At 75.9% G+C, this 20,658-nt stretch carries 16 protein-coding genes and 1 pseudogene; 3 read left to right on the top strand and 14 right to left on the bottom strand.

What is annotated here, in order from left to right; genetic code table 11:
* The first annotated feature begins 2 nt into the window (after positions 1-2).
* Positions 3-380 (top strand): toxin Doc, encoded by a 378-nt coding sequence (locus tag AC6I72_RS02435; protein WP_037851140.1) that lies wholly within the window; start codon positions 3-5, stop codon positions 378-380.
* A gap of 13 nt (positions 381-393) precedes the next feature.
* On the opposite strand, the gene AC6I72_RS02430 is transcribed toward AC6I72_RS02435, so the two are convergent.
* Positions 394-1,563 (bottom strand): lactate 2-monooxygenase, encoded by a 1,170-nt coding sequence (locus tag AC6I72_RS02430; protein ID WP_497999075.1) that lies wholly within the window; start codon positions 1,561-1,563, stop codon positions 394-396.
* Positions 1,564-1,983: 420 nt separating this feature from the next.
* Between AC6I72_RS02430 and AC6I72_RS02425 the strand changes: the two genes are divergently transcribed.
* Positions 1,984-2,418, top strand: coding sequence for a protease inhibitor (locus AC6I72_RS02425; RefSeq protein ID WP_497999074.1), 435 nt, complete (start codon positions 1,984-1,986; stop codon positions 2,416-2,418).
* A gap of 139 nt (positions 2,419-2,557) precedes the next feature.
* Here the strand turns inward: AC6I72_RS02425 and AC6I72_RS02420 are convergent, their stop codons facing one another.
* The 10 genes from AC6I72_RS02420 to AC6I72_RS02375 all read right to left on the bottom strand — a co-directional run bounded on the left by AC6I72_RS02420 (position 2,558) and on the right by AC6I72_RS02375 (position 15,122).
* Positions 2,558-2,845 (bottom strand): CDGSH iron-sulfur domain-containing protein, encoded by a 288-nt coding sequence (locus AC6I72_RS02420; protein WP_497999072.1) that lies wholly within the window; start codon positions 2,843-2,845, stop codon positions 2,558-2,560.
* Positions 2,826-3,479, bottom strand: a complete 654-nt coding sequence (locus AC6I72_RS02415; protein WP_497999070.1) for a HemK2/MTQ2 family protein methyltransferase — start codon at positions 3,477-3,479, stop codon at positions 2,826-2,828. Before AC6I72_RS02415 ends, AC6I72_RS02420 begins: the two co-directional genes overlap by 20 nt.
* A gap of 54 nt (positions 3,480-3,533) precedes the next feature.
* Positions 3,534-4,559 (bottom strand): iron-containing redox enzyme family protein, encoded by a 1,026-nt coding sequence (locus AC6I72_RS02410; RefSeq protein ID WP_497999068.1) that lies wholly within the window; start codon positions 4,557-4,559, stop codon positions 3,534-3,536.
* A gap of 36 nt (positions 4,560-4,595) precedes the next feature.
* Positions 4,596-4,835, bottom strand: a complete 240-nt coding sequence (locus AC6I72_RS02405) for a hypothetical protein (RefSeq protein WP_497999067.1) — start codon at positions 4,833-4,835, stop codon at positions 4,596-4,598.
* A gap of 107 nt (positions 4,836-4,942) precedes the next feature.
* Complete coding sequence (locus tag AC6I72_RS02400; protein WP_497999065.1) at positions 4,943-5,977, bottom strand: Ppx/GppA family phosphatase; 1,035 nt, start codon at positions 5,975-5,977, stop codon at positions 4,943-4,945.
* 216 nt (positions 5,978-6,193) lie between these two features.
* The gene (locus AC6I72_RS02395) at positions 6,194-9,010 is read right to left on the bottom strand and encodes an NHLP bacteriocin export ABC transporter permease/ATPase subunit (protein WP_497999063.1); all 2,817 of its coding nucleotides are present in this window, start codon (positions 9,008-9,010) and stop codon (positions 6,194-6,196) included.
* Between the two features lies 1 nt (position 9,011).
* A complete protein-coding gene (locus AC6I72_RS02390; RefSeq protein ID WP_497999062.1) occupies positions 9,012-11,234 on the bottom strand; it encodes an NHLP family bacteriocin export ABC transporter peptidase/permease/ATPase subunit in 2,223 nt (740 codons plus the stop codon).
* On the bottom strand, positions 11,231-12,040 hold the full coding sequence (locus AC6I72_RS02385) for a hypothetical protein (RefSeq protein ID WP_497999060.1): 810 nt from the start codon (positions 12,038-12,040) through the stop codon (positions 11,231-11,233). The genes AC6I72_RS02390 and AC6I72_RS02385 overlap by 4 nt, the downstream gene beginning before the upstream one ends.
* Before the next feature lie 133 nt (positions 12,041-12,173).
* Entirely contained in the window at positions 12,174-12,389 is a 216-nt protein-coding gene (locus AC6I72_RS02380; RefSeq protein WP_497999059.1) for a type A2 lantipeptide, read from the bottom strand.
* A 573-nt stretch (positions 12,390-12,962) separates the two neighbouring features.
* Positions 12,963-15,122, bottom strand: coding sequence for a PP2C family protein-serine/threonine phosphatase (locus AC6I72_RS02375; RefSeq protein ID WP_497999058.1), 2,160 nt, complete (start codon positions 15,120-15,122; stop codon positions 12,963-12,965).
* A 267-nt stretch (positions 15,123-15,389) separates the two neighbouring features.
* On the opposite strand from AC6I72_RS02375, the pseudogene AC6I72_RS02370 reads away from it, so the two are divergent.
* Positions 15,390-15,998 (top strand): annotated as a pseudogene (locus tag AC6I72_RS02370) (LuxR C-terminal-related transcriptional regulator); the annotation flags it as partial.
* Here the strand turns inward: AC6I72_RS02370 and AC6I72_RS02365 are convergent.
* The 3 genes from AC6I72_RS02365 to AC6I72_RS02355 all read right to left on the bottom strand — a co-directional run bounded on the left by AC6I72_RS02365 (position 15,924) and on the right by AC6I72_RS02355 (position 20,600).
* Complete coding sequence (locus AC6I72_RS02365; RefSeq protein ID WP_498004568.1) at positions 15,924-17,900, bottom strand: ATP-binding cassette domain-containing protein; 1,977 nt, start codon at positions 17,898-17,900, stop codon at positions 15,924-15,926. The pseudogene AC6I72_RS02370 and the gene AC6I72_RS02365 overlap by 75 nt on opposite strands.
* Before the next feature lie 605 nt (positions 17,901-18,505).
* Positions 18,506-20,362: an ABC transporter transmembrane domain-containing protein gene (locus tag AC6I72_RS02360; RefSeq protein WP_497999056.1), complete on the bottom strand. Its 1,857-nt coding sequence runs from the start codon at positions 20,360-20,362 to the stop codon at positions 18,506-18,508.
* Positions 20,363-20,480: 118 nt separating this feature from the next.
* Positions 20,481-20,600, bottom strand: coding sequence for a SapB/AmfS family lanthipeptide (locus AC6I72_RS02355; protein WP_366726585.1), 120 nt, complete (start codon positions 20,598-20,600; stop codon positions 20,481-20,483).
* Between the last annotated feature and the right edge of the window lie 58 nt (positions 20,601-20,658).

The raw sequence follows: 20,658 nt of genomic DNA, 5'->3' as shown, positions 1-20,658 counted from the left end.
CGATGACCCCCGTCCTCCACATCGACGTGCCCTGGCTGCTCCAGCGCCACGAGGAAGTGCTGCCGGACCAGCCCACCGTCAACGACTTCTCCGCCCTCGTGGCCGCCGTCGCCCGCCATCGCGTGGATCCGCCGCGCCTGGGCGTCGACTCCGACCCCGCCTGGCGGGCCGCCGCGCTGCTGCACACCCTCGCGGTCCTCAAACCGCTGCCGTCGGCCAACGCCCGTTTCGCCTGCGCGACCGCCGTGGCCTACATGTACGTCAGCGGTGTCGGCATCGACCCGCCCTACGGCGCACTCGTCGACCTCGCCCGCGACCTGATGTCAGGGAAGACCGACGTCTACGGCGCCGCCGACCGGCTGCGCTCCTGGGAGATCTGACCCCGCCGCCCGCTCACCGGACGTCCTCCACCAGGTCGGCGGGACCGACGGTGCCCGGCGTGGCGTGGCCCGACAGGGCGAGGGTCAGGTCGAACTCGGCGAGCAGGCAGCGGATCACGTGCTCCACCCCGGCCCGGCCGTCCAGGCCGAGCCCGTAGACGTACGGCCGGCCCAGCAGCACCGCCCGCGCGCCGAGCGCGAGCGCCTTGAAGACGTCGTCGCCGGTGCGCACACCGCTGTCGAACAGGACCGTCAGCCGGTCGCCGGCCGCCTCGGCCACCCGGGGCAGCGCGTCGGCGGCGGCGACCGAACCGGCCACCTGGCGCCCGCCGTGGTTGGACACCACCACGCCGTCCATCCCGGCCTCGGCGGCCAGGCGGGCGTCGTCCGGGTGCAGGACGCCCTTCAGGACGATCGGGCCGTCCCAGTTCTCCCGCAGGAACGCCAGGTCGGGCCAGGTCTTGCCGGGGTCGGCGAACATGCCGACGAACCGCAGCACCGCCGCGTCGAGGTCCTCGTGCACCGGCTTGGCCAGCGTGGACAGAAAGGCCGGGTCGGTGAAGTAGTTCGCGGTGCCCACCCCGCGCAGGAACGGCAGATACGCCTGGTCGAGGTCGCGGGGGCGCCAGGCCAGCAGCGGGGTGTCGAGGGTGACGACGAGGACGCTGAAGCCGCAGGCCTTCGCCCGCCGCAGGAAACTGCGGGTCACCTCGCGGTCCTTGGCCCAGTACAGCTGGAACCAGCGCTCGGCGTCCCCCATCGCGCGTGCGACCTCCTCCATGGGCGTGCTGGAGGCCGACGACAGGACGAACGGCACGCCCTGCGCCGCGGCCGCCAGGGCCGCCGCCGTCTCCGCGTCCGGGTGCATGATCGACAGCACCCCGACCGGTGCCAGCGCCACCGGCGCGGGCCATGCCCGGCCCAGCACCTGAACCGACAGATCGCGCTCGCCCACGTCGCGCAGCATGCGGGGCACGATCCGGCGCCGCTCCAGGGCCGCCCGGTTGGCGCGCGCCGTGCTGCCGTCGCCCGCGCCGCCCGCCACATAGCCCACCGGTCCCGGCCCGAGCCGCCGCTCCGTCAGTTCCTCCAGGCGGCTCAGATCGGTGGGCAGCCGCGGCACCGCGCCCGTCATGCCGTTCAGATAGATCTCGTACTGGAAATCCGCCCAGTGCTTCGCCATCCGTGCGTCCCGCCTTCCTCGCCGCCCCACCGCGTGCACCCGCCGACCATACTGGCGAGTAGGGGCGGGGTCGACCACGGGACGCGGTCCCCGGCGCGGGGACGGCGCGGGGCGCGCGGGTGAGCGGAGGGTGAACGGACGCGGTCGCCGGCGGGGTCGCCCGGAATGTTTCCGGACGATTGCGCAGCGGGGGTGATCAGGCCATCCGGCCGGACCCGGTGATCGTCAACCCCGTGGTACGGGGGTCGTCCGGCCGGGACTTGGTGACTTCGCGCCACTGATTCAATACGCAAGGTTACCGAAACCAGTGGGTCCGATGTGAGTTTCGGCGGCGGACTCGGCAGACTCCCGCTCGCCGGTCCGGCACCGACCGTGTCGCGGCCGGCACCACCCTCGACCTCCTGCGGAAGGAAGCACACAATGCGGAACACCGCGCGCTGGGCCGTGACCCTCGGCCTGACGGCCACCGCCGTCTGCGGACCCCTCACCGGGGCCGCCCTCGCCACCCCGTCCACCGCCCCCGCCTCCCTCTACGCCCCCTCGGCCCTGGTGCTGACCGTGGGCCACGGCGACAGCGCCGCCACCGCCGTACCGGAGCGCGCCGTCACCCTCACCTGCGCCCCGACGGCCTCCGGCACGCACCCGGCCGCCCTCGACGCCTGCGCCGAGCTGCGTGCGGCAGGAGGCGACATGGAGGCCCTGACGGGCGGCGGCGACGTGCTGTGCACCAGGGAGTACAACCCGGTCGTGGTCACCGCCGACGGCGTCTGGCAGGGCCGGCGCGTCTCCTTCCGGCACACCTTCGCCAACGAGTGCGCGAAGAACGCCTCCCTCACGAGCGTCTTCGCCTTCTGAGACCGGGATCGCGCGGTCCCCGCGCAGCACGAGGGTCCCGTGACTGGGGAGTGCGGGCCCGGCACGGGGACCGGGGCGATCCCGCCCAGGGGCCGGCGGGCGGAGTGGGGCCTCCCGCCGGCCCCTGCATCGCGGTGGGTCATCCGGACCCGTCCGGCGCGGCGCGGCCACGGCCTCCGGCCGCGCCGCCGGACGAGTCCGGGACCCGCTTGCGGTGGCTGGTGTCGCACCACGGATAGCGGCGGCTGCGGCGGCAGGTGCACAGGGCGACCCGGAACCGGTCGGACACCACGGTGGTGCCGTCCTCCAGCTCCACCTCGACCGGGCCCTCCACGAGGATCGGGCCCTGCCGCTGCATCGTCACCCGGCGGGGCGGGCCGGGAGCCGGGGCGCCGCCCGGCACCTCGTCACACGGGTCGTTCGGCACGGATGACCACCAGCTCTTCCCTCTCGTCGGCGGGCCCCAGCAGACCGTGGGCGCGCAGCCAGTCCTGCCGTCTGCGCAGCACCGGTCCCAGGCCGATCCAGCGGCGGCGCACCACGGCCGCCTTGAGACCGGCCGTACGCAGCAGTTCCAGGCTGCGGCCGGGATCGCTGAGCGCGGAGTGCACCATGAGCAGCACGCCCTCGGGCCGCAGCAGCGCGGGCGCCTCCCCGCAGATCCGGTCCAGCACCAGGCGCCCGTCGCGTCCGGCGTCCCAGGCGCGGGACCTGCCCCGCGGGGCGTGCCCGGCCTGCGGGGCGGGCACGTAGGGCGGATTGGCCAGGATGAGGTCGAAGGTCCGCTCGCGCACCGGACCGAACAGGTTCCCGCGCAGGGCACGGACCGGCAGACGGTTCAGCCGGGCGTTCAGGCGGGTGGTCCACACCGCCCGCCGTGACACGTCGACCGCGGTCACCCGGGCGCCGCGCCGGGCCGCCGCCAGCGCCAGGGCTCCGCTGCCGGTGCCCACGTCGAGCACGGTGGCGGCCGGCCGCAGCGCCTCGCCGGCCAGGGCCTCGGCCAGCAGCGCGGTGTCGTCCTGGGGGGCGTACACGCCCGGTAGCAGAAGTCGGCTCACGCCACGCGAGTACCCCGTCGCCCCTTGAATAGTGCCGCCCACCGGTGCTGTCGGCTAACGCGGTTCACCGACGAGCACGCCCGGCACCGTGCCGAGCGGCACGCGCAGCGACGAGCGGCCGGCGCGCCAGTCGGCGAGCAGCCGGTCCCCGAGCCGGTCCTCCAGATGGCCGGTGGCGTCGATGCCGAAGGCCACGTCGGCCGCCAGGTGCGGCTCCTCCTCCAGCAGACCGGCGATGACCTCGTGCCGTACGACCTGCTCGTGCACGGCGTCCGCCTCGACGTGCTCGTCGTAGAAGAACGCGGCGGCCGCCCCGGCGCCCGTGCGGCGCATCGCCTCCGCCAGCCGCCGCGAGCCCGGCGAGGAGGTGATCTCGACGGCGGCGAAGTGGCCCACCAGCGCGCCGCGCAGCTCCCGGTGCAGCCCGAACAGGGACATCAGGTTCACGGTGGCCAGGGTCTCCGCAGGGGCCGCGTCCAGATAGCGGCCGTACGCCGTGTCCAGCCCCAGGTCCCGCATCAGGTCCGCGAAGAGCCGGGCGTGCACGCGCTCGGCCCGGCCGCCGCCGTACTCGTCGAACTCCACCGCCGCCATCGCCGCCTTGGCCCGGCCCCACAGCCGCGGCAGCACCCAGGCGTGCGGGTCGGCCTCCTTGAGGTGGTAGAGGGAGCGCTGGGCGGCGTACTCGCGCACCTGCCACAGCTCGCCCTCGTCGCGCAGGAAGTGGGAGACCCCGGCGCCGTCCACCGGCTCCACCAGCAGGTCCGCGAGCGCGTCGTCCAGACGGGTGTGCACCGTGGCGTCGGCGCGCAGCGCGGCCAGGAAGCGGCGCTCCAGCGCGGCCCGGACGCCGAGGAGGCCGGGGTCCCACTCCCGCTCGGGGGGGACCCCGGCGAAGCCGCGGTAGTGCAGCTCGTAGCAGAGGTACAGCGCGAGCTGGAGGTCGTCGCCGTACACCGCCGCGGCGTCCGCGTCCTCGGCGCGGGGCAGCGGGCCCGTGCCCCGCAGGTACTCCCGTACGGCGGCGCTGACGGGTCCGCGGGCGGGGGGCAGGCCGGGTCCGAGGTGAACGTGATTCATGGGGCGCGGGTACCCGGCACGCCCCCGGCCACCCGCTCAGTCTCCGTCGGCCTCGTCAGCGGCGTCCTTCCGGGCCTCCTCCTGGGCCCGGCTGTTGGGGGTGACCGCCTCGCCGGCCTCGCCCCGGTGCCGGCGCCCGCGGCGGTCGCCGACGTCGGTCTCGGCCTTCTCGAACTCGCGCAGGACCTCGCCGAGCGCCGTGTCGGGCTTGTCCTGGTGCTGCTTGCGCTCCTCGTCCGGCATGGCCGGTACCTCCTTCTCGTCGTTTCCTGTCATGTTCCGTGCCGGTCCCGCGGGGCTCCTCGGACCTCCGCCGTACGGTCGCCGGGCACACCGAGTGCCCGGGATCGGGACTGCCGGTCCGTCCCGGGCCGGCCGGCCCCTCAGTCCCGCGCCGTCGCCGTGGCCGTCGCCGCCGCCAGGCGCAGCGGTACGGGGTCCGGCGGCGCGGGGTCCTCGCCGAGCCGGGAGACCCGCTCCCACCAGGACGCCCCGGCCGCCCCCTCCTCGATCTGCCGCAGGAGCACCCCTTCGCGGATGGCCCAGGGGGAGACGGTGACCGTCTTCAGGCCCATCAGCTTCATCGCCGTGTGCCCGACCACCGCGCCGGCCAGACTCTGCGCGGCGCGCGGCGCGGAGATGCCCGGCAGGGCGGCGCGCTCGGCGGCGGGCAGCGCGGCCAGTTCGCCGACCGCCCGGCGCAGTGCCGCGCGGTGCACCCGGCGCTCCACGAACGGCCCGTGCCGGCCGGGCGCGGCCCCGCACAGCCGGCCCAGCTGCTGGAAGGTGCGGGAGGTCGCCACGGCGGTGCGCGGCCCCTCCCAGCGAATCCGGGCCGCCACGTCCCGCAGCTGGTGCCGGACGTGGCGCCGCAGTTCCTTGAGCCGCTCCGGGGACGGCGGGTCCTGCTCCGCCAGGAACTCGTGGGTCAGCCGTCCCGCGCCGAGCGGCAGCGACGCCGCGAAGTCGGGCAGCCGGCCGCGGCCGAAGGCCACTTCGAGGGAGCCGCCGCCGATGTCGAGCAGCGCCAGCGGTCCCGACCGCCAGCCCATCCACCGCCGGGCGCCCAGGAAGGTCAGTTCGGCCTCGACCTCCCCGGGCAGCGTGCACAGCGCGATGCCGGTGCGCGCCCGGACGGTGCGCAGGACGTCCAGCCGGTTCGGGGCCCCGCGCACCACGGCGGTCGCGAAGGCGGGCGGTCCGGCCGCGCCCCACCGGGCCGCCGTCCGGCCGGCCTCCGAGACCGCCCGGACGATGCGCTCCACCGCCTCCTGCGGAATCTCCTGGCCGGGCGCGACCTGCTCCGACAGGCGCAGCCGCCACTTGGCGGTGTGCACCGGCAGCGGCGCCCCGCCCACGGCGTCCGCCACCACCAGCCGTACCGTCTTCGACCCCACGTCCACCACGCTGATTCGCATGGGCCGGTGGGTACCCGGCCCGGTGATCTCCTACGCCTGTCACCGGCGGCTGCGGCGCACGAACAGCGGGACAACGGCCGGTTCACCCCGGGTCACGTCCAGGTGACGCGCAGCCCGAGCCCTGCCTTCGCGGGGGCCGCGCCGACGCGTGACCCGCCGGCGGTCCCGTCGGCGCGTGCGCTGCGAGGACCGTGGTGCCGGGGGAGGGGTGCGGCGTCAGGCCAGCTGCCGCCGCACCAGCTCGTGCAGCCGGCCCCCCGTGTCCGCGAGCAGTTCGGCGGGCGTGCCCTCCTGGGCGATCCTGCCCTCCTCCATGACGATCACCCGGTCGGCGTCCAGCACCGTCGAGAGCCGGTGCGCGATGACGACGCGCGTCGCGTTCAGCTTCCGGGTGCTCTCGATCACCGTGCGCTGCGTCTCGTTGTCCAGGGCGCTGGTGGCCTCGTCGAAGAAGAGGATCCGCGGCCGCCTGACCAGGGCCTGCGCGATCATCAGGCGCTGCCGCTGGCCGCCCGAGACGGCCCCGCCGCCCGAGACGATGGTGTGCAGCCCCATCGGCATCCGGCGGATGTCCTCCGCCAGACCCGCCAGCTCCGCCGCCGCCATCGCCTCCTCGGGCGAGCACGGCTCGGTGCCCCGGATGACGTCCAGCACCGACCCGGTGAACGGCTGCGCGTGCTGCAGCACCACCCCGCACTGCCGGCGCACCGCCGACTGGTCGAGCGCGGCCAGGTCCTGACCGTCGTACAGGACGCTGCCCGACAGCGGCCGGTCGAAGCCGATCAGCAGCCGCAGCAGCGTCGACTTGCCGCAGCCGCTCGGCCCGACGACCGCCACGAACTCGCCCGGCCGCACCCGGAACGACACGTCGTCCAGGACCAGCGGCCCGTCCTCGGCGTACCGGAACGACAGCCGCCGCGCCTCGACGGCCCCCGACAGCGGGCCCGGCCGGGTACTGCCGGTGCGCACCTCCGGGGTGGCCCGCAGCACCGGCCTGATCTCCTCGAACAGCGGGAGCGCGGCCACCGCCGACACGAACGCCCCGGTCAGCTGGGTCACCGAGGTCAGCAGCATCGTCACCGACGTGCTGAACGTCAGGAACGCCGCCGCCGACATCGAGCCGCGCGCCGGTCCCGCCAGCAGCATGAACATCACCAGCGTGCACACCGGCAGGTACACGGCGCCGAGCACGGTGGTGAGGTTCTTGATCCAGCCCACCTTCTGCTGGAGTTCACGGCTGCGCGCGAACTGCCGCGCCCACGCCGCGTACGCGTAGTTCTCCGCCGCCGCCACCCGCAGCTTGGGCAGCCCCCGCAGCGTCTGGAACGCCTGGTTGTTCAGCTTGTTGCCGAGCACCACGAGCCGCCGCTGCCAGCGCACCTGCCACAGCCCGAGACCCAGGAACACGGCCGCGATCACCACGAGCATGCCGAGCGCCGCGCACGCCATCGAGGGGCTGTACCAGAACAGCAGCGCCAGATTCATCGTGCCCACGGTCACCGACTGGGCGACCACCGGGCCGATCCCGGCCAGCAGCCGGCGCATCGCGCTGACGCCCATCGCGGCGCTCGCCAGCTCCCCGGTGGAGCGCGCGGCGAAGAACGCCGTGGGCAGCCTGAGCAGCCGGTCCCACACGGCCGGCTGGAGCGTCGCCTCGATCCGCCCCTCCAGACGCAGCACGGTCAGGTTCTCCAGCAGCGTGAACGCCGCGGCCACCACGCTGCCGATCATCACCGCCAGACACACCTGGGCGATCGGCCCCTCCTGGGCCCTGGGCACGTACTGCCCGAGCACCTTGCCCGTCGCGACCGGCACCAGCGCCCCGACGGCGACCGTCACCAACCCGCTGACCAGAAGGTTCAACAGGTCTCCCGCGGTGCCGCGCAGACTGAAGCGGAGCAGCCCGAGCGGGGAGAGGCGGCGGTCGGGCAGCGGGCGGTAGAACATCACCGCACGCGGCTCGAACTCCCGGGCGTTGGCCTTCTCGACCGGTGTCTCGCGCCCGGTCGCCGGATGCACCGCGACATAGCCGCCGCGCCGCCACAGCAGCGCGACCGGCGCCCCCGACAGTGCCCGGTGACCCACCAGCGGGCCTGCGTCCTGCCGCCACCAGCGGCCTTCGAGGCGCACGGTGCGGGTGCGCACCCGGGAAGCAAGGGCGACCCGCTCCACCGGATCGAGCCGGTCGCCCTCGCTGCCGGGCCGCGGGGCCGCGGCGAGGGTGATCCCCGCGGCCCGGGCGACCAGCCGGCAGGCCGCGTACGTCGCGTCCGCGTCGGCGGCCGTGGCGCGCCGCGCCGAGGAGGAGCCCAGGGCGGCCAGCAGCGTCCGGTCGGCCTCGGCGCGGACCGCCTCACCGGCCTCGATACCGGCCGCCGTGCGCATCTCGTGGCCGCGCTCCAGCTCCTCGATCCAGCGGTCCAGCGCCGTCAGCAGTCGGTACTGCTGGTCCACCACGCTCTGCCAGAGCGCCGGGTCCATCAACAGGTCGGCCGCGGCCTCGGCGCCGTGGAGCGAGCCGTACTGCACACTGCCCGGCGGCACCTGCATCCAGAACACGTCGTCGTCGGCGGGCGCGGCACCGCGCTGCCCGGCCGTCGGCGCCTGGAACAGGACGGACAGGCTGCGCCCGATCCCGAGCGCGAGCGCGTACTCCAGGGGGCCGGCGGCCGGCGGCACGTACTGCGGGTTGCCGTACTCGTCGTACGACCAGGTCCGGGTGTCCGCCTGCTGGTACAGCTCGCGCAGCCCGATCCGGTGCACCACGCAGTCGCGCAGCGGGCGCGCCACCAGGGTGTGCCGGGGGCCCGCCACCGGACCGAGCAGCAGCGACCCCGCCTCCAGCCGCCCCAGGTGGTGCCACTGGCCCTCCTGCTGCGCGTCCACCGCGAACAGGTCCACCGCACCGGCTGCCACCAGCCACAGCACCTGCGGGCCCTCCAGGCCGAGCCGGGACAGTCCCGTGCAGTCCAGCGGCGTGCCCAGGGACGCGAGCGCCCCGACGACCAGGTCGCCTTCGCCGACGGCCGTCATCTCATCGCTCCCCGACCAGCGCGGCGTACGCGCCGCCGCGCGCCACCAGTTCCTCGTGCCGCCCGCGTTCGACGACCGTGCCGTGCTCCAGGACGACGATCTCGTCGCTGTCGCGCACGGTGGACAGCCGGTGGGCGATCACCACGCAGGCGCAGCCGCGCCGCCGCAGGTTGTCCATGACGGTCTGCTCGGTCTCCGCGTCCAGCGCGCTCGTCACCTCGTCCAGGACGAGGATGCTCGGCCGGCGCACCAGCGCCCGTGCGATCTCCAGGCGCTGGCGTTGCCCGCCGGAGAAGTTCCGGCCGTCCTGCTCGACCCGGCTGTGGATGCCTCCGGGGCGGCGCGCCACCACGTCGTACAGGCAGGCGTCGCGCAGCGCCTCCACCACGGCGTCGTCCGGGATCGAGGGGTCCCACAGGGTCACGTTGTCGCGGACCGTGCCCTCGAAGAGGAACACGTCCTGGTCGACGAAGGACACCGAGGAGGCCAGCGCGCCGCGCGGGATGTCCGCGAGGTGCTGACCGTCGACGCGGATCACCCCCTCCCACGGCGTGTACAGCCCGGAGATCAGCCGGGAGACGGTCGACTTGCCGCTGCCCGAGCCGCCGACCAGCGCCACCTGCTGCCCCGGTCCCACCGTGAGGTCGAAGCCGGTCAGCAGCGGCTTGTCCAGCGGGCTGTAACCGAAGGAGACGTTGCGCAGCTCGATGTGGCCGCGCAGCCGGCGCGTGGAGTCGCCGGTGCCGGGCCGGGAGTACAGCGGGTCGGTGCAGAAGCTCTCGACGTCCTTCAGCCGGGCCACGTCGGCCGCGAAGTCCTGGATGCGGCCCGCCACCCCGTTGAGCCGGGTCAGCGGCGCGGTGAAACGGGTCACCAGCGCCTGGAAGGCGACCAGCAGGCCCACCGAGACATGGCCCTCGACCGCCCGCATCCCGCCGATCCACAGGATCAGCGCGCTGTTCAGCGTGGCCAGCGCCGGCGCGACCACGCCCAGCCAGGCGCTCGGTACCCCGAGCCGCTGCTGCTCCTCCAGCGTGGTGGCGTGCTGCCCGGCCCAGGTGCGGAAGTAGCCGTCCTCACCACCGGTCGCCTTCATCGTCTCGATCAACTGCAGGCCGGTGTACGCCGTGTTGGTCAGCCGGGCGGTGTCCGCGCGCAGCTTCGCCGTCCGCGTCGCGCGCAGCCGTACGACCACCCGCATCGCCACCACGTTCAGCAGCGCCACGCCGACGCCGACCACGGTCAGCTGCGGGTCGTAGGTGTAGAGCAGCACGGCGTACAGCACGACGACGATCGCGTCGACGCCCGCCGCGGACAGGTCGCGGGCCAGGGTCTCGGCGACGGCGTCGTTGGACTGGAGCCGCTGCACCAGGTCGGCGGGGCTGCGCTGGGCGAAGAACGTCACCGGCAGCCGCAGCAGATGGCGCAGGAAACGGGCGCTGGACAGCGTGGAGGAGACGATGCGGCCGTGCAGCAGGTTCGTCTGCTGCAGCCAGGTCAGCACGACGGTGAGCAGCACGCACGCACCCATCGACGCGAACAGCACGCCCAGCAGCGAGGTCTGTCCGCCGATCAGGTACGAGTCGATGTAGGTGCGGCTGAGCGCGGGCACCGCCGCGCCGGCCACCACCAGCAGCAGGCTCGCGAGGACCGCCGCGGGCAGCGTGCCCGCGGTGCCGCGCAGCCGGGCCGGGAGCGCGCCCAGCACACCCGGCCTGCGCCCGCCGCGCGTGAAATCCTCGCCCGGCTCCAGCACCAGCACCACCCCGGTGAAGCTGCTGTCGAAGTCCTCCATGGGCACGAAACGGCGGCCCTTGCCCGGGTCGTTGACGTACACCCCGCGCCGGCCCAGGCGGCGGCCCATGCCGTCGTAGACGACGTAGTGGTTGAACTCCCAGAACAGGACGGCCGGTGCCGCCACCTCGGCGAGGGCGGCGGTGTCCATCTGCATGCCCTTGGCGGTCAGGCCGTAACCGCGCGCCGCCTTCAGCAGGTTGCTCGCCCGCGAGCCGTCCCGCGAGACCCCGCACGCGATGCGCAGTTCCTCCAGCGGGACGTGGCGGCCGTAGTGGGCGAGGACCATGGCGAGCGAGGCGGCGCCGCACTCCACGGCCTCCATCTGGAGAACGGTGGGTGTACGGACCGTGCGGGTGCGGCCCCGGGGCACCGGGCGCCGGGGCGGGGCGGCGCGTCGCCGCCCGCGGGTCTGCGGTGCGGTGCTCACGGCAGCAGCCAATCGACGGGACGCTGGTCGGCCAGGCGGATCGAGGCCGTGGCCAGGGTCATGGACTCGAGCCGGAACGGCGGGCCGTCCGCGGAGGACCAGCGGTACCCGCTCGGTGTGCCGGGTGCGGCGTCGAGCCGTACGCGGACGGCCACCGGCCGGCCCTTCCCGGCCAGTTGGCCGCCCAGCCGGGCGTCCCCGAGGAACGCGCCGATCTGCTGGGCGGACTGCGCCGAGCGGTCCACCGACGCCACCCGGCCGCGCAGCACGCCGTACCGCTCGGGGGGCGCGGAGGAGACGGTCAGGTCGACGGGGGCCCCGGCGGGAACGGCGGCGGCGTTCTGCGCGGGCACGTAGACGGTCGCGTACAGCGGGTCGGAGGCGTGGGCCGCCTTCTCGACGGCGGCGACGTCCGTGCCGGGGGAGACGATCTGCCCGAGGGCGGCGGCCAGCGTGCTGATCCGGCCGGCGGCCACGGCCCGGACGAGCGTCGTCGCGCCGGAGCCGGTGCGGACCTTGAGCACGGGCGTGCCGGCGGCGAGCCGTTCGCCCTCCTCGGCGAGGACCGCGGTGACCTGCCCGGAGACCGGGCTCTGCAGGACGTAACTGCCCTGCCCGTGGGTGAGGACGGCCTGCGCGGTGACCGTGGAGGCCACCGAACCGGTCACCGCCCACACGCAGGCGGCGGCCGTCGCGACGAGGGTGACGCAGAGCACGAGCCATCCCCGCGGGCGGGCCAGGTGTACCGGAAGGTCGAGTTCCTCGGGCGACTGGAGCTTGGCGAGGGCCTGTTGGCGGAACTGCACGGAACTTCCCTCACCTGTGGCTGAGGCCTGTGCGGGGCGGTCTTTCGAGGTACGGGGCCCGGCAGGACCGGGCGGGCATCCGGGCGTCCCGGAACCGGCGTACGGCTCCGGGACGCCTCGGGGCGCGATGCGCTCAGAGACCGGCGACCAGGTTGGTGACCGGGGCGGTGTTCAGGCCGGTCACACCCTCGACGGTGCCGACGGCCGTGTCGACCAGGCCGGACACCGGGGCGACGCTGTCCACCAGGCCCGTGACGGTGCCGACGGCGTTCAGCGACAGACCGCCGGAGACGTTGTCGAGGTCGGCGTCGGAGATCTCGGCGGTCTCGACCTGGGGGGTGGAGTTCATGGTGGAACTTCCCTTCGTATGGGGTTTCTCAACGGGGAGCGGCCCCCTCCGGGGGGCAGAGGGACGGCCGCGGGCGGGGCAGCCGGCCGTCGCTGTCGCAAGCGTCCGGCGGGCCCCGCGGTGCGATGGATCAAAGCACGGCACGAACCGGCTCCTCCACTCAAGCAGGCCTCTCACCAGGGAACTTCTCGCTCCAGGAGGCTCATCCGTGCATGCCCGGGCACGAGTTGTCGGCCACTTCTTCACAAGGCGCACGGCATCGGCTCACCACGGCTCTTGCCGGGCCGCCGCGGAATCCGGCACTCCGCGCCAAACGCGCCGCCGGGGGCGCGCGGTTGTGCAGATCCGCGCCGCCCGGTGACCCCGCTGGGCAGTCGCTGTGCAGATTTGCTGAAGCAGGGGTTCCGCTTCCTGGCCGCGCGGGTTCGCCGACCGACCGTGACCGACCGGTAGCGGACTGTTTCCGTCCGGTGGTGGACGGGCGGGGCCGCGCACGGGTGCACGGCGCACCCCGGACGGGGAGCGGCGGACGGCGGGCTCCCACGCGGGTGGTGCCCCGTGCCGGCCGCCGTGTCAGCCGTCGCCGCGGACGCGCAGCAGCAGGACCGCCACGTCGTCGATCCGCTCCCGCGCCGCCGCGCTGTGCTCCACCAGCAGGTCGGCCAGCCGGCCCAGCGGCACGTCCCCGGCCTCGCCGAGCTGCCGCCCCAGGTCGGCGAGCGCCTCCTCGATGTCGGTGCCGGGCGACTCGACGAGCCCGTCGGTGTAGAGGACCAGCACCGAGCCGGGGGGCAGGCCCACCCGCGTCGTCGGGTACGTCGCCGCCGGGTCGATGCCCAGCAGCGGGCCCCCGGCCAGGTCGAGCACGCGCACCCGCCCGTCCGGGCGGCGCAGCAGCGGCGGCGGGTGCCCGGCCCGGGACATCACGGCACAGCCTGCGGCCGGGTCGAGCCGCAGGTACAGGCAGCTGGCGAACAGCTCGACGCCCAGCTCCATCATCAGCCGGTTGGTGCTCGCCATGACGTCCTGCGGCTCCTGACCGACCGTGGTGTACGCGCGGACCGCCGTACGCAACTGGCCCATCAGAGCGGCGGCGGTGACGTTGTGCCCCTGCACGTCCCCGATCACGGCCGCGGCCAGCGGGCGGGTGGGCACGAGGTCGTAGAAGTCGCCGCCGATGTCCATGCCCTGCGTGGCCGGCAGATAGCGCGCGGCCGTCTCGAAGCCCGGCAGCCGGGGCAGTGAGCGCGGCAGCAGCGCCTGCTGCAGGCCGTGGGCCAGCCGGTGCTTGGTGTCGTAGAGCCGGGCCCGTTCCAGTGCCTGCGCGATCAGGCCGCCCAGGCTCGTCAGGACGGCCCGCTCGTCCGCCGGGAAGGGGTGCGGACGGACGTAGGAGAGCACGCAGGTGCCCACCGGGCGGCCGGACGCGATGAGCGGCAGGTACGCCCAGGCGGCGAAGCCGTCGCGGACCGCCTGCCGTACCGGGTACAGCCGCTCCAGCTGCTGCCGGGACTCGAAGAAGGCGGGCGCTCCGGTGGACAGCACCCGCGTGCTCGGGGTCGGCGCGCCGAGCGGCGTGCCGTGGAACTCCTCGACGGCCCGCGGATCGGGGTAGCCGCGGTGGCCGAGCACGTGCAGCCGCCCCGACTGGGAGCCGAGGATCATCAGGGCCCGGCTGCCGACGGCCGGCACGATCTCGTCCGCGACCAGCCGCACCACGTCCTGCACGCCCACCGCCTCGGTCAGCGCCCCGGCCAGCCCCAGCACCCGCGAGATGGTCACCAGGCCGGCCGGTGACGACGTCCCTCCGGAGTGCGGCGCCGTCCGGCCCAGCTCGGCGACCGCGCGGGCCCGGCTGATCCGCAGGCTCAGCCCGGTGGTGCTCGGGTACATCCGGAAGGACAGCCACTCCCCGGGCGGGCGCAGCGCCACGAAGGACGTGACGTGCTGGCTGAGCAGGGCGGCCCGGTAGCGGTCCTCGTACATCGGGTCGTTCAGCCACGGCACGGAGGCCCACAGCCGGGTGCCCAGCAGTTCGGCGACGGGCAGTCCGAGCAGGCCGGCCGCGGCCGCGTTGGCGAAGGAGACCCGGCCGTGCAGGTCGAGCGAGGCGAGCCCGTACGGCAGCCGGGCCGCCATGCGGGCCGCCTCGGCCGAGCCGAGCGTGCCGGCGACGCCACCGGCCGGGGGCGCGGCGAGCAGGTCGGGCTCCGGGAGCACCGGGCGGCGCTCGGCCGCGGCCCGCTCCAGACGCACCGCCAGCCGGTCGCAGGCCGCGGTCAGGTGCTCGCGCTCCCAGTCGGACAGCACCGGCGGGTGGGCGTCCGGCCAGGTCACGAAGACGGCCCCGTACACGGTGGCACCGGTGGCCAGCGGCAGTGCGGCGAGCGCGAAGGGGTACGGCAGCACGACGGCGATGCGCGGATAGCGGCGGGCCATCTCCTCCTCGCCGCCGACCCAGATCAGCCGCCGTTCCCGTACGGCCTGGGCGACCGGGATGGGGGCGCTCAGCCCGACCCGCTCCCAGGGCGCGGCGAACGCCCGGGGCATGCCCGCCATCACCGCCATCTCCAGGACCGGCTGGTCCGGCGCCAGCAGGTACACCGCGCCCGAGTGCGCGTGGACCTCGTCCAGCATGGCGGCGAGCGCCAGGGACAGCAGCGGGCGGCCGACGGGCCCGGAGGCGGTCGTCGGGGGCTGTGCGGACCTCGGCCGCTCCGACACGCCGACCACCTCCTCGCAGGGCCGCGCCACAGCTTCCGGGACCCGGAACCGCCCTCGGCGGGCCGCCGCGCACGGTGAGCGGCGGGGCGGCCCGCGCGGTGAGTGCGGCGCCGGCGGCTCGCACGGGTGGCCCAGGCGGGCGCCCCGTGTACCCCGCCGGGCGCCGCCCATGCCCGGGCGGGCGGGGCGTGTTGCGGTGGACGGCCGCCGCGTGTGCGCCCCCGCGCCTCCCCTTGGCCAATTCTCCGCGCCACGGGGCCGTACACGCGCCCAAGAATGGGGCACGCGCACACCACCATCACAGAACCGGCGCGGGGACCGGCACGGAACCGGCGCGCGGGGCGAACCGAAGGGGCGGCAGTGATCCGGATACTTCTGGTGCACGACGCGTGTCTGGTGCGATCGGTCATGGCGGAGTGGCTGCGCCGGGAGCCCGACCTCGGGGTGCACGACACGCCGTGGCGCGGTGCGCCGGGGCAGGTGCGGAGGGTACGGCCGGACGTGTGCGCCGTCGATCTCGACCACCCGAGGGCGCGCAAGCAGGTCCCGCTGGACGAGCTGTGTCCGCGCGAACCCGGCCGGCGGGCCCCCCGCTTACTGGTGCTGGCCACGGCGGACCGGCCGGGACTGTTACGGCAGGCGATCGAGGCCGGGGTGCTCGGGTACGTCGACAAGAAGGGATCGCCGGAGCGTCTGGTACGCGGGATACGCCGTGTCGCCGAGGGGGAACGTTTCGTCGACGAGTCCCTGGGCCTCGGTTTCCTCAAGGCCGCCGAGATGCCCCTGACCCGGCGCGAACTGAGCGTGCTGTCACTGGCCGCCGAGGGCGCCTCCGTCGCCGAGATCGCCGGGAGCCTGCACCTGTCCCACGGAACCGTGCGCAACTACATGGCGGCCATCACCCGCAAGACCGGGGCCCGCAACCGGATCGACGCCATCCGTATCTCCCAGGGGGAGGGGTGGCTGTGAACCGGGCGGTGCCCAGCCGCCGGACAGCTCCCGGTAGAGCCCGCAGCCCCGCAGCAGTTCCTCGTGCGTCCCGTACGCCGTGTCCCGGCCGTCCATGACCAGGATGCGGTCGGCCCGGCGGGCGGAAGTGAGCCGGTGCGCCACCACCACCAGGGTTCCGCCGGGCCGGGCGGCGAAGGCGCGCTCCGCGCGGGCCTCGGCGTCCGGGTCCAGGTGACAGGTCGCCTCGTCGAGCAGGGCGAGCGGGGCGTGCGACAGGTACGCCCGGGTCAGCGCGATCAGCTGGCGCTCGCCCGCCGACAGCGCCGCCGGGTCCACCGGCGCGCCGGGGCCGCCGAGGCGGTGCAGCAGCGGAGCGAGTCCGACCGCTTCCGCCGCGGCGAGCAGTTCGTGCGGCGGCACCGGGTCGGGGCGCAGCTGGGTGAGGTTCTCGCCGAGGGTGCCCGTGTGGACGTACGCCTCCTGCGGGATCAGGACGCGGCACGCGGCCGCACCGGGCCCGGGAACCGGCCGCCCGCACACCCTGATCTCCCCGGCCGCCGGTTCCAGCAGCCCCGCCACCAGCGCGGTGAGCGTCGACTTGCCGATCCCGCTCGGCCCGACGACGGCCAGGTGGCCGCCGTGCGGGACGACGAGGCCGAGATCCCGGACCACGGGTTCGCTGTGCGGACCGTAGGCGAAGGTGACGCCGGACAGGGCGAGGGCGGGGGCCGCGCCGGGGGCGGGAAGGGGAGCGGGCGCGGCCGGGGAAGGGGACGCGGCCGCGGCCGGGGAAGGGGACGCGGCCGCGGGAGGAGGCGCGGGCGGGGAAGGGGGCGCGGGCTGAGGAGCGGGGACGGACGGAGGACGGGGCGTGGACGGGGGAGGGGGCGCCGGTTGGGGGGCGGGCGTGGCAGTCCGGCCGGTCCGGCCGTCCTCGTCGCCCGCCGGGGCGAGGCGGCGCAGCACCACCGTCAGGCGGGCGCCGCCGGCCCCCAGGCCGTGGATCAGGTTCTGCAGCGCCGGCAGGAGCGACTGGGTGACATAGGAGAGGGCGCCCACCAGCGCGCCGGGCGACACGTCGTGGTCCAGCAGCCACGGCGCGGCCACCAGCAGCAGGACGACCGGTGCGTGACCGCCCACGGCGAGGGCCGCCACCCGCAGGACACCCCAGCGGGCCAGCGCGCCCGCGGCCCGCCGCTCGGCCTCCACGCACTGCGCGACACCGGCCGCGACCCGGGCCTCGGCGCCGAAGGCCGTCACGTCCCGCAGGCCCGGGCCCACCCGGCCCAGCCGCTCCGCGAGGGCCTCGTCCGCGGCCAGGTACGCCTCCTGGCGCCGGGCCAGCGGCCGCAGCGTCACCGCGAACAGGGTGATCGCGGCGGCCAGCGGCGCGACGACCACGAGCGCCAGCGGCGGTGCCAGCGAGAACAGGCCGATCAGAGCGCCGGCCGCGGCGACCACGAACGACCGGGAGACCAGCACCAGCCCGGCGAAGGTGTCGCGGGCGATCTCCACCTGCTGGGTGAGCCGGGAGAGCGCGCCGTCGTCCGCCTCCCGCACCCCGCGTGCCACGACCCGCTCCACGAGCCGGTCCCGCAGCGGCTCGACCAGCGCGGCGACCGACCGGTACACCCGCCCGGTCCCGACGGCGCCCAGGACGACTCCGGCCCCGGCGACGCCCAGCCAGGCCAGCCCGGCCGCGGCGCGTCCCGCCAGGAACCCGGAGTCCAGGGACCGTGCCAGGGCGTAACCGAGCAGGAACGTCTGCCCCGTCTCCAGCACGGACCACCCGCCCAGCCGCACCAGGACCCGCCACCGGGCACGCAGGAACCTCAGCCCCCGCCGCCCCGCACCGGTCGCCGCGCCCCGCGGCCGTCCTGCGCCGGACGCCGGGTCCGCCTGCTGTCCTGCGTCGGGCGCCGGGTCCGCTTGCTGTCCTGTGTCGGGCGCCCCGTCCCCTCGCCGCCCCGCACCGGTCGCCGCGCCCCGCGGCCGTCCTGCGCCGGGTGCCCCGTCCTCCTGCTGCGCTGTGCCGGGCGCTCGGCCCCCCTGCTGTGCTGTGCCGGATGCTGGGTGCCCCTGCTGTCTCGCGTCGGGCGCCGGGTCTGCCTGCTGTCCTGCGTCCGGCGCCGGGTCCCCAGACCGTCCCGCACCGGTCACCGTCCGCCGCCACCGCCGCGCAGCCCCGCCCCCGTCCGCCACCCCGCCGGCTCCCGTCCCGTCCGTCGCCGCACCCCGCATGCCGGTCCCGTGACCGACGGCGGCCGCACCCTCCGCGTGCCCCTCAGCACGTCCCTGTGCGGCGGAGCCGGGCGGAAGGGCCGGGCCGGGCGCGGCCGGTAGCCGTCCTCCGTGGTCCTCCGCCGGGCCGGCTGACCGCCCCGCACCGGGCCCGTGCGTCCCGCTTCCGCTCGCCGCCGTCCGGCGCCGGTCCTCCTCGCTCACGGCCGTGCCCCCTGCGCCGGACGGCCCGGGTCCCCGGCCGGGCGTGCGGCGCCCGCACTCGGACCAGGGCCTTCTCCCGCCGCGGTGCCGTCCCCGCGGCCCTTGCCCGAAGCGGGCCCGCCCCCGCGGCCGTCTCCGCCCTCCTCCCCGAACACCTGGCGGTATCCCGCCTGCCGCCACAGCGAGGCGTGGGTGCCGACCGCTCGTACGCGGCCGCCGTCCAGCCAGGCGACCGTGTCGGCGCGGGCCGCGGTCGCCGCGCGGTGGGCCACGACGACGCGGGTGGTGCGGGCGCCGCCCTGGGCGAGGGCGTGGGTGATCCGGTGCTCCGTGACGGTGTCCAGGCTGGAGAGGGCGTCGTCGAGGACGAGGAGCCGGCCGCCGTGGGCGAACGCGCGCGCGAGCCCGAGCCGCTGGGACTCGCCGCCCGAGCGGGGCGCGGCGGCCAGCGGGGTCGCGTAGCCGTCGGGCAGCCGGCGCACGAAGTCGTCGGCGCGGGCCGTGCGGGCCGCCTCCCGGACGCGGCCGGGGGAGGGCGCGGCCGGGCCGAGGCCGATGGCGTCCTCGACGGTCGCCCCGATCAGGACGGGCCGTTCGAAGGCGTGGGCGATCGCGCCACGCAGTGCGTCGTGGGTCAGTTCGCGCAGCGGCACCCCGTCCAGCAGCACCTCCCCGGCGTCCGGGTCGCACAGGCGTCCGGCGACGGCCGCGAGCAGGGATTTGCCGGAGCCGGAGCGGCCGACCACGGCCAGTGTCGTGCCGCCGGGCACGGTGAGGTCGACGCCGTGCAGCACCGTACGGCCACCGCGCCGCGCCGTGACGCCGCGCAGTTCCAGGCGCCCCGGGCCCGGCGGCAGCCGCCGGCCGCCGTGGACCGGGGCCGGCTCGGCCAGGACCTCGGCGAGGCGTCCGGCCGCCGCGCGCGCCCGGACCAGGGCCGAGAGCTGTCCGACCAGCGCGCCGACCCCGCCGGCGAGGACCGCGTAGCGGGAGGCGGCCAGTACGTCGCCGACGGTCAGCCGGTGCCGGGCGAGCAGCGTCCCGGCGACGGCGACGACCACCAGGTGCAGCAGCGGGGCCACGGCGACGGCCCGGGCGGCCGCCCGGGCCTGCGCGCGCCACATACGGTGCCCCGCCCGCGACAGTTCGGGCAGCGGGCGCAGGATCCGTGCCGTCTCCCGGTCCGCCGTACCGGCCGCCCGGATCGTGCGGGCACCGCCGACGGCCTCCGCGAGCGCCGAGGCGATCCGCCCCTGTGTCTCCTGGTAACGGGCGACACACCGGGAGGCGTCCCGGGCGAACGCCCGCAGCAGCAGCGCGAGCAGGGGCGCCCCGGCCAGGAAGGCGACCGCGAGCCACACGTCGAGCAGCCCGAGCGCCACGACCGCGCCGGCCGGCCCGGCCACCGCCGCGACGGCCGCGGCCACCGCGGCGGGCGCGCTGCCCGCCTGGGCGGCGCTGCCCACCAGCCGGGCGACGAGTTCCCCCGGTCCGAAGCGGGCCGTGGCGCGCGGACCGAGGGCCAGGACGTGCCCGGTCAGCCGCAGCCGCAGCCATGCGGTCGCACGGGCGCCGGTGGCGGTGTCGAGCACGGTCTCGGCCATGTCCAGGACGGTGAGCAGCGCGAGCAGTCCGACCGAGTACCCGACCCAGCGGCCGGCCGGCGCCCGGTCCAGCAGCAGGTCGAGGGTGCGGCCCAGCACGGCGGGCAGCAGCAGCCCGGCCCCGGTCGCCGCCGTGCTCACCAGGCACAGGGCGGCGCAGCGCACCGCGCCGTGCCGCACGGCGGCGCGCAGGAGCGAGCGGGCGGTCACCGGCGGGGTGCCGCGGGCCTGGTCGGAGAGGGTCGTCATACGGCTGCCGCCTCGCATCCTGTGCCGTGGTCTCGCGTCCGCGCCCGGAACGGGCCCCGGGCGGCCGCTCCCCAACAGGGGAGGCGGCCGCCCGGAGCCGTGGGACGGACGGTGCGGGTCAGAGGCAGAGCAGGACGCTCACCGCGCTGACACACGACAGCAGGCTCGCCGTGCTGGCGCCGCCGCCACCGCCGTTGTTCTCGTCGGACTCCATCGTCTGCAGGTCGAGCAGTGCCATGCCGTGTCCTTTCGGTCGGCCCCGGACGGTGCCGGGACTCCGGTCGGTTCCCACGTCG

This window comes from Streptomyces sp. Xyl84, from assembly GCF_059731885.1.
This window is presented reverse-complemented; position numbering and strand designations above follow the sequence as displayed.

Excerpts from the sequence above, each read along its gene's own strand:
- AC6I72_RS02395 (WP_497999063.1), bottom strand. The coding sequence starts at position 9,010 with ATGACGGCCGTCGGCGAAGGCGACCTGGTCGTCGGGGCGCTCGCGTCC.
- AC6I72_RS02400 (WP_497999065.1), bottom strand. The coding sequence starts at position 5,977 with ATGCGAATCAGCGTGGTGGACGTGGGGTCGAAGACGGTACGGCTGGTG.
- AC6I72_RS02380 (WP_497999059.1), bottom strand. The coding sequence starts at position 12,389 with ATGAACTCCACCCCCCAGGTCGAGACCGCCGAGATCTCCGACGCCGAC.
- AC6I72_RS02435 (WP_037851140.1), top strand. The coding sequence starts at position 3 with ATGACCCCCGTCCTCCACATCGACGTGCCCTGGCTGCTCCAGCGCCAC.
- AC6I72_RS02425 (WP_497999074.1), top strand. The coding sequence starts at position 1,984 with ATGCGGAACACCGCGCGCTGGGCCGTGACCCTCGGCCTGACGGCCACC.
- AC6I72_RS02430 (WP_497999075.1), bottom strand. The coding sequence starts at position 1,563 with ATGGCGAAGCACTGGGCGGATTTCCAGTACGAGATCTATCTGAACGGC.
- AC6I72_RS02410 (WP_497999068.1), bottom strand. The coding sequence starts at position 4,559 with ATGAATCACGTTCACCTCGGACCCGGCCTGCCCCCCGCCCGCGGACCC.
- AC6I72_RS02360 (WP_497999056.1), bottom strand. The coding sequence starts at position 20,362 with ATGACGACCCTCTCCGACCAGGCCCGCGGCACCCCGCCGGTGACCGCC.
- AC6I72_RS02355 (WP_366726585.1), bottom strand. The coding sequence starts at position 20,600 with ATGGCACTGCTCGACCTGCAGACGATGGAGTCCGACGAGAACAACGGC.
- AC6I72_RS02405 (WP_497999067.1), bottom strand. The coding sequence starts at position 4,835 with ATGACAGGAAACGACGAGAAGGAGGTACCGGCCATGCCGGACGAGGAG.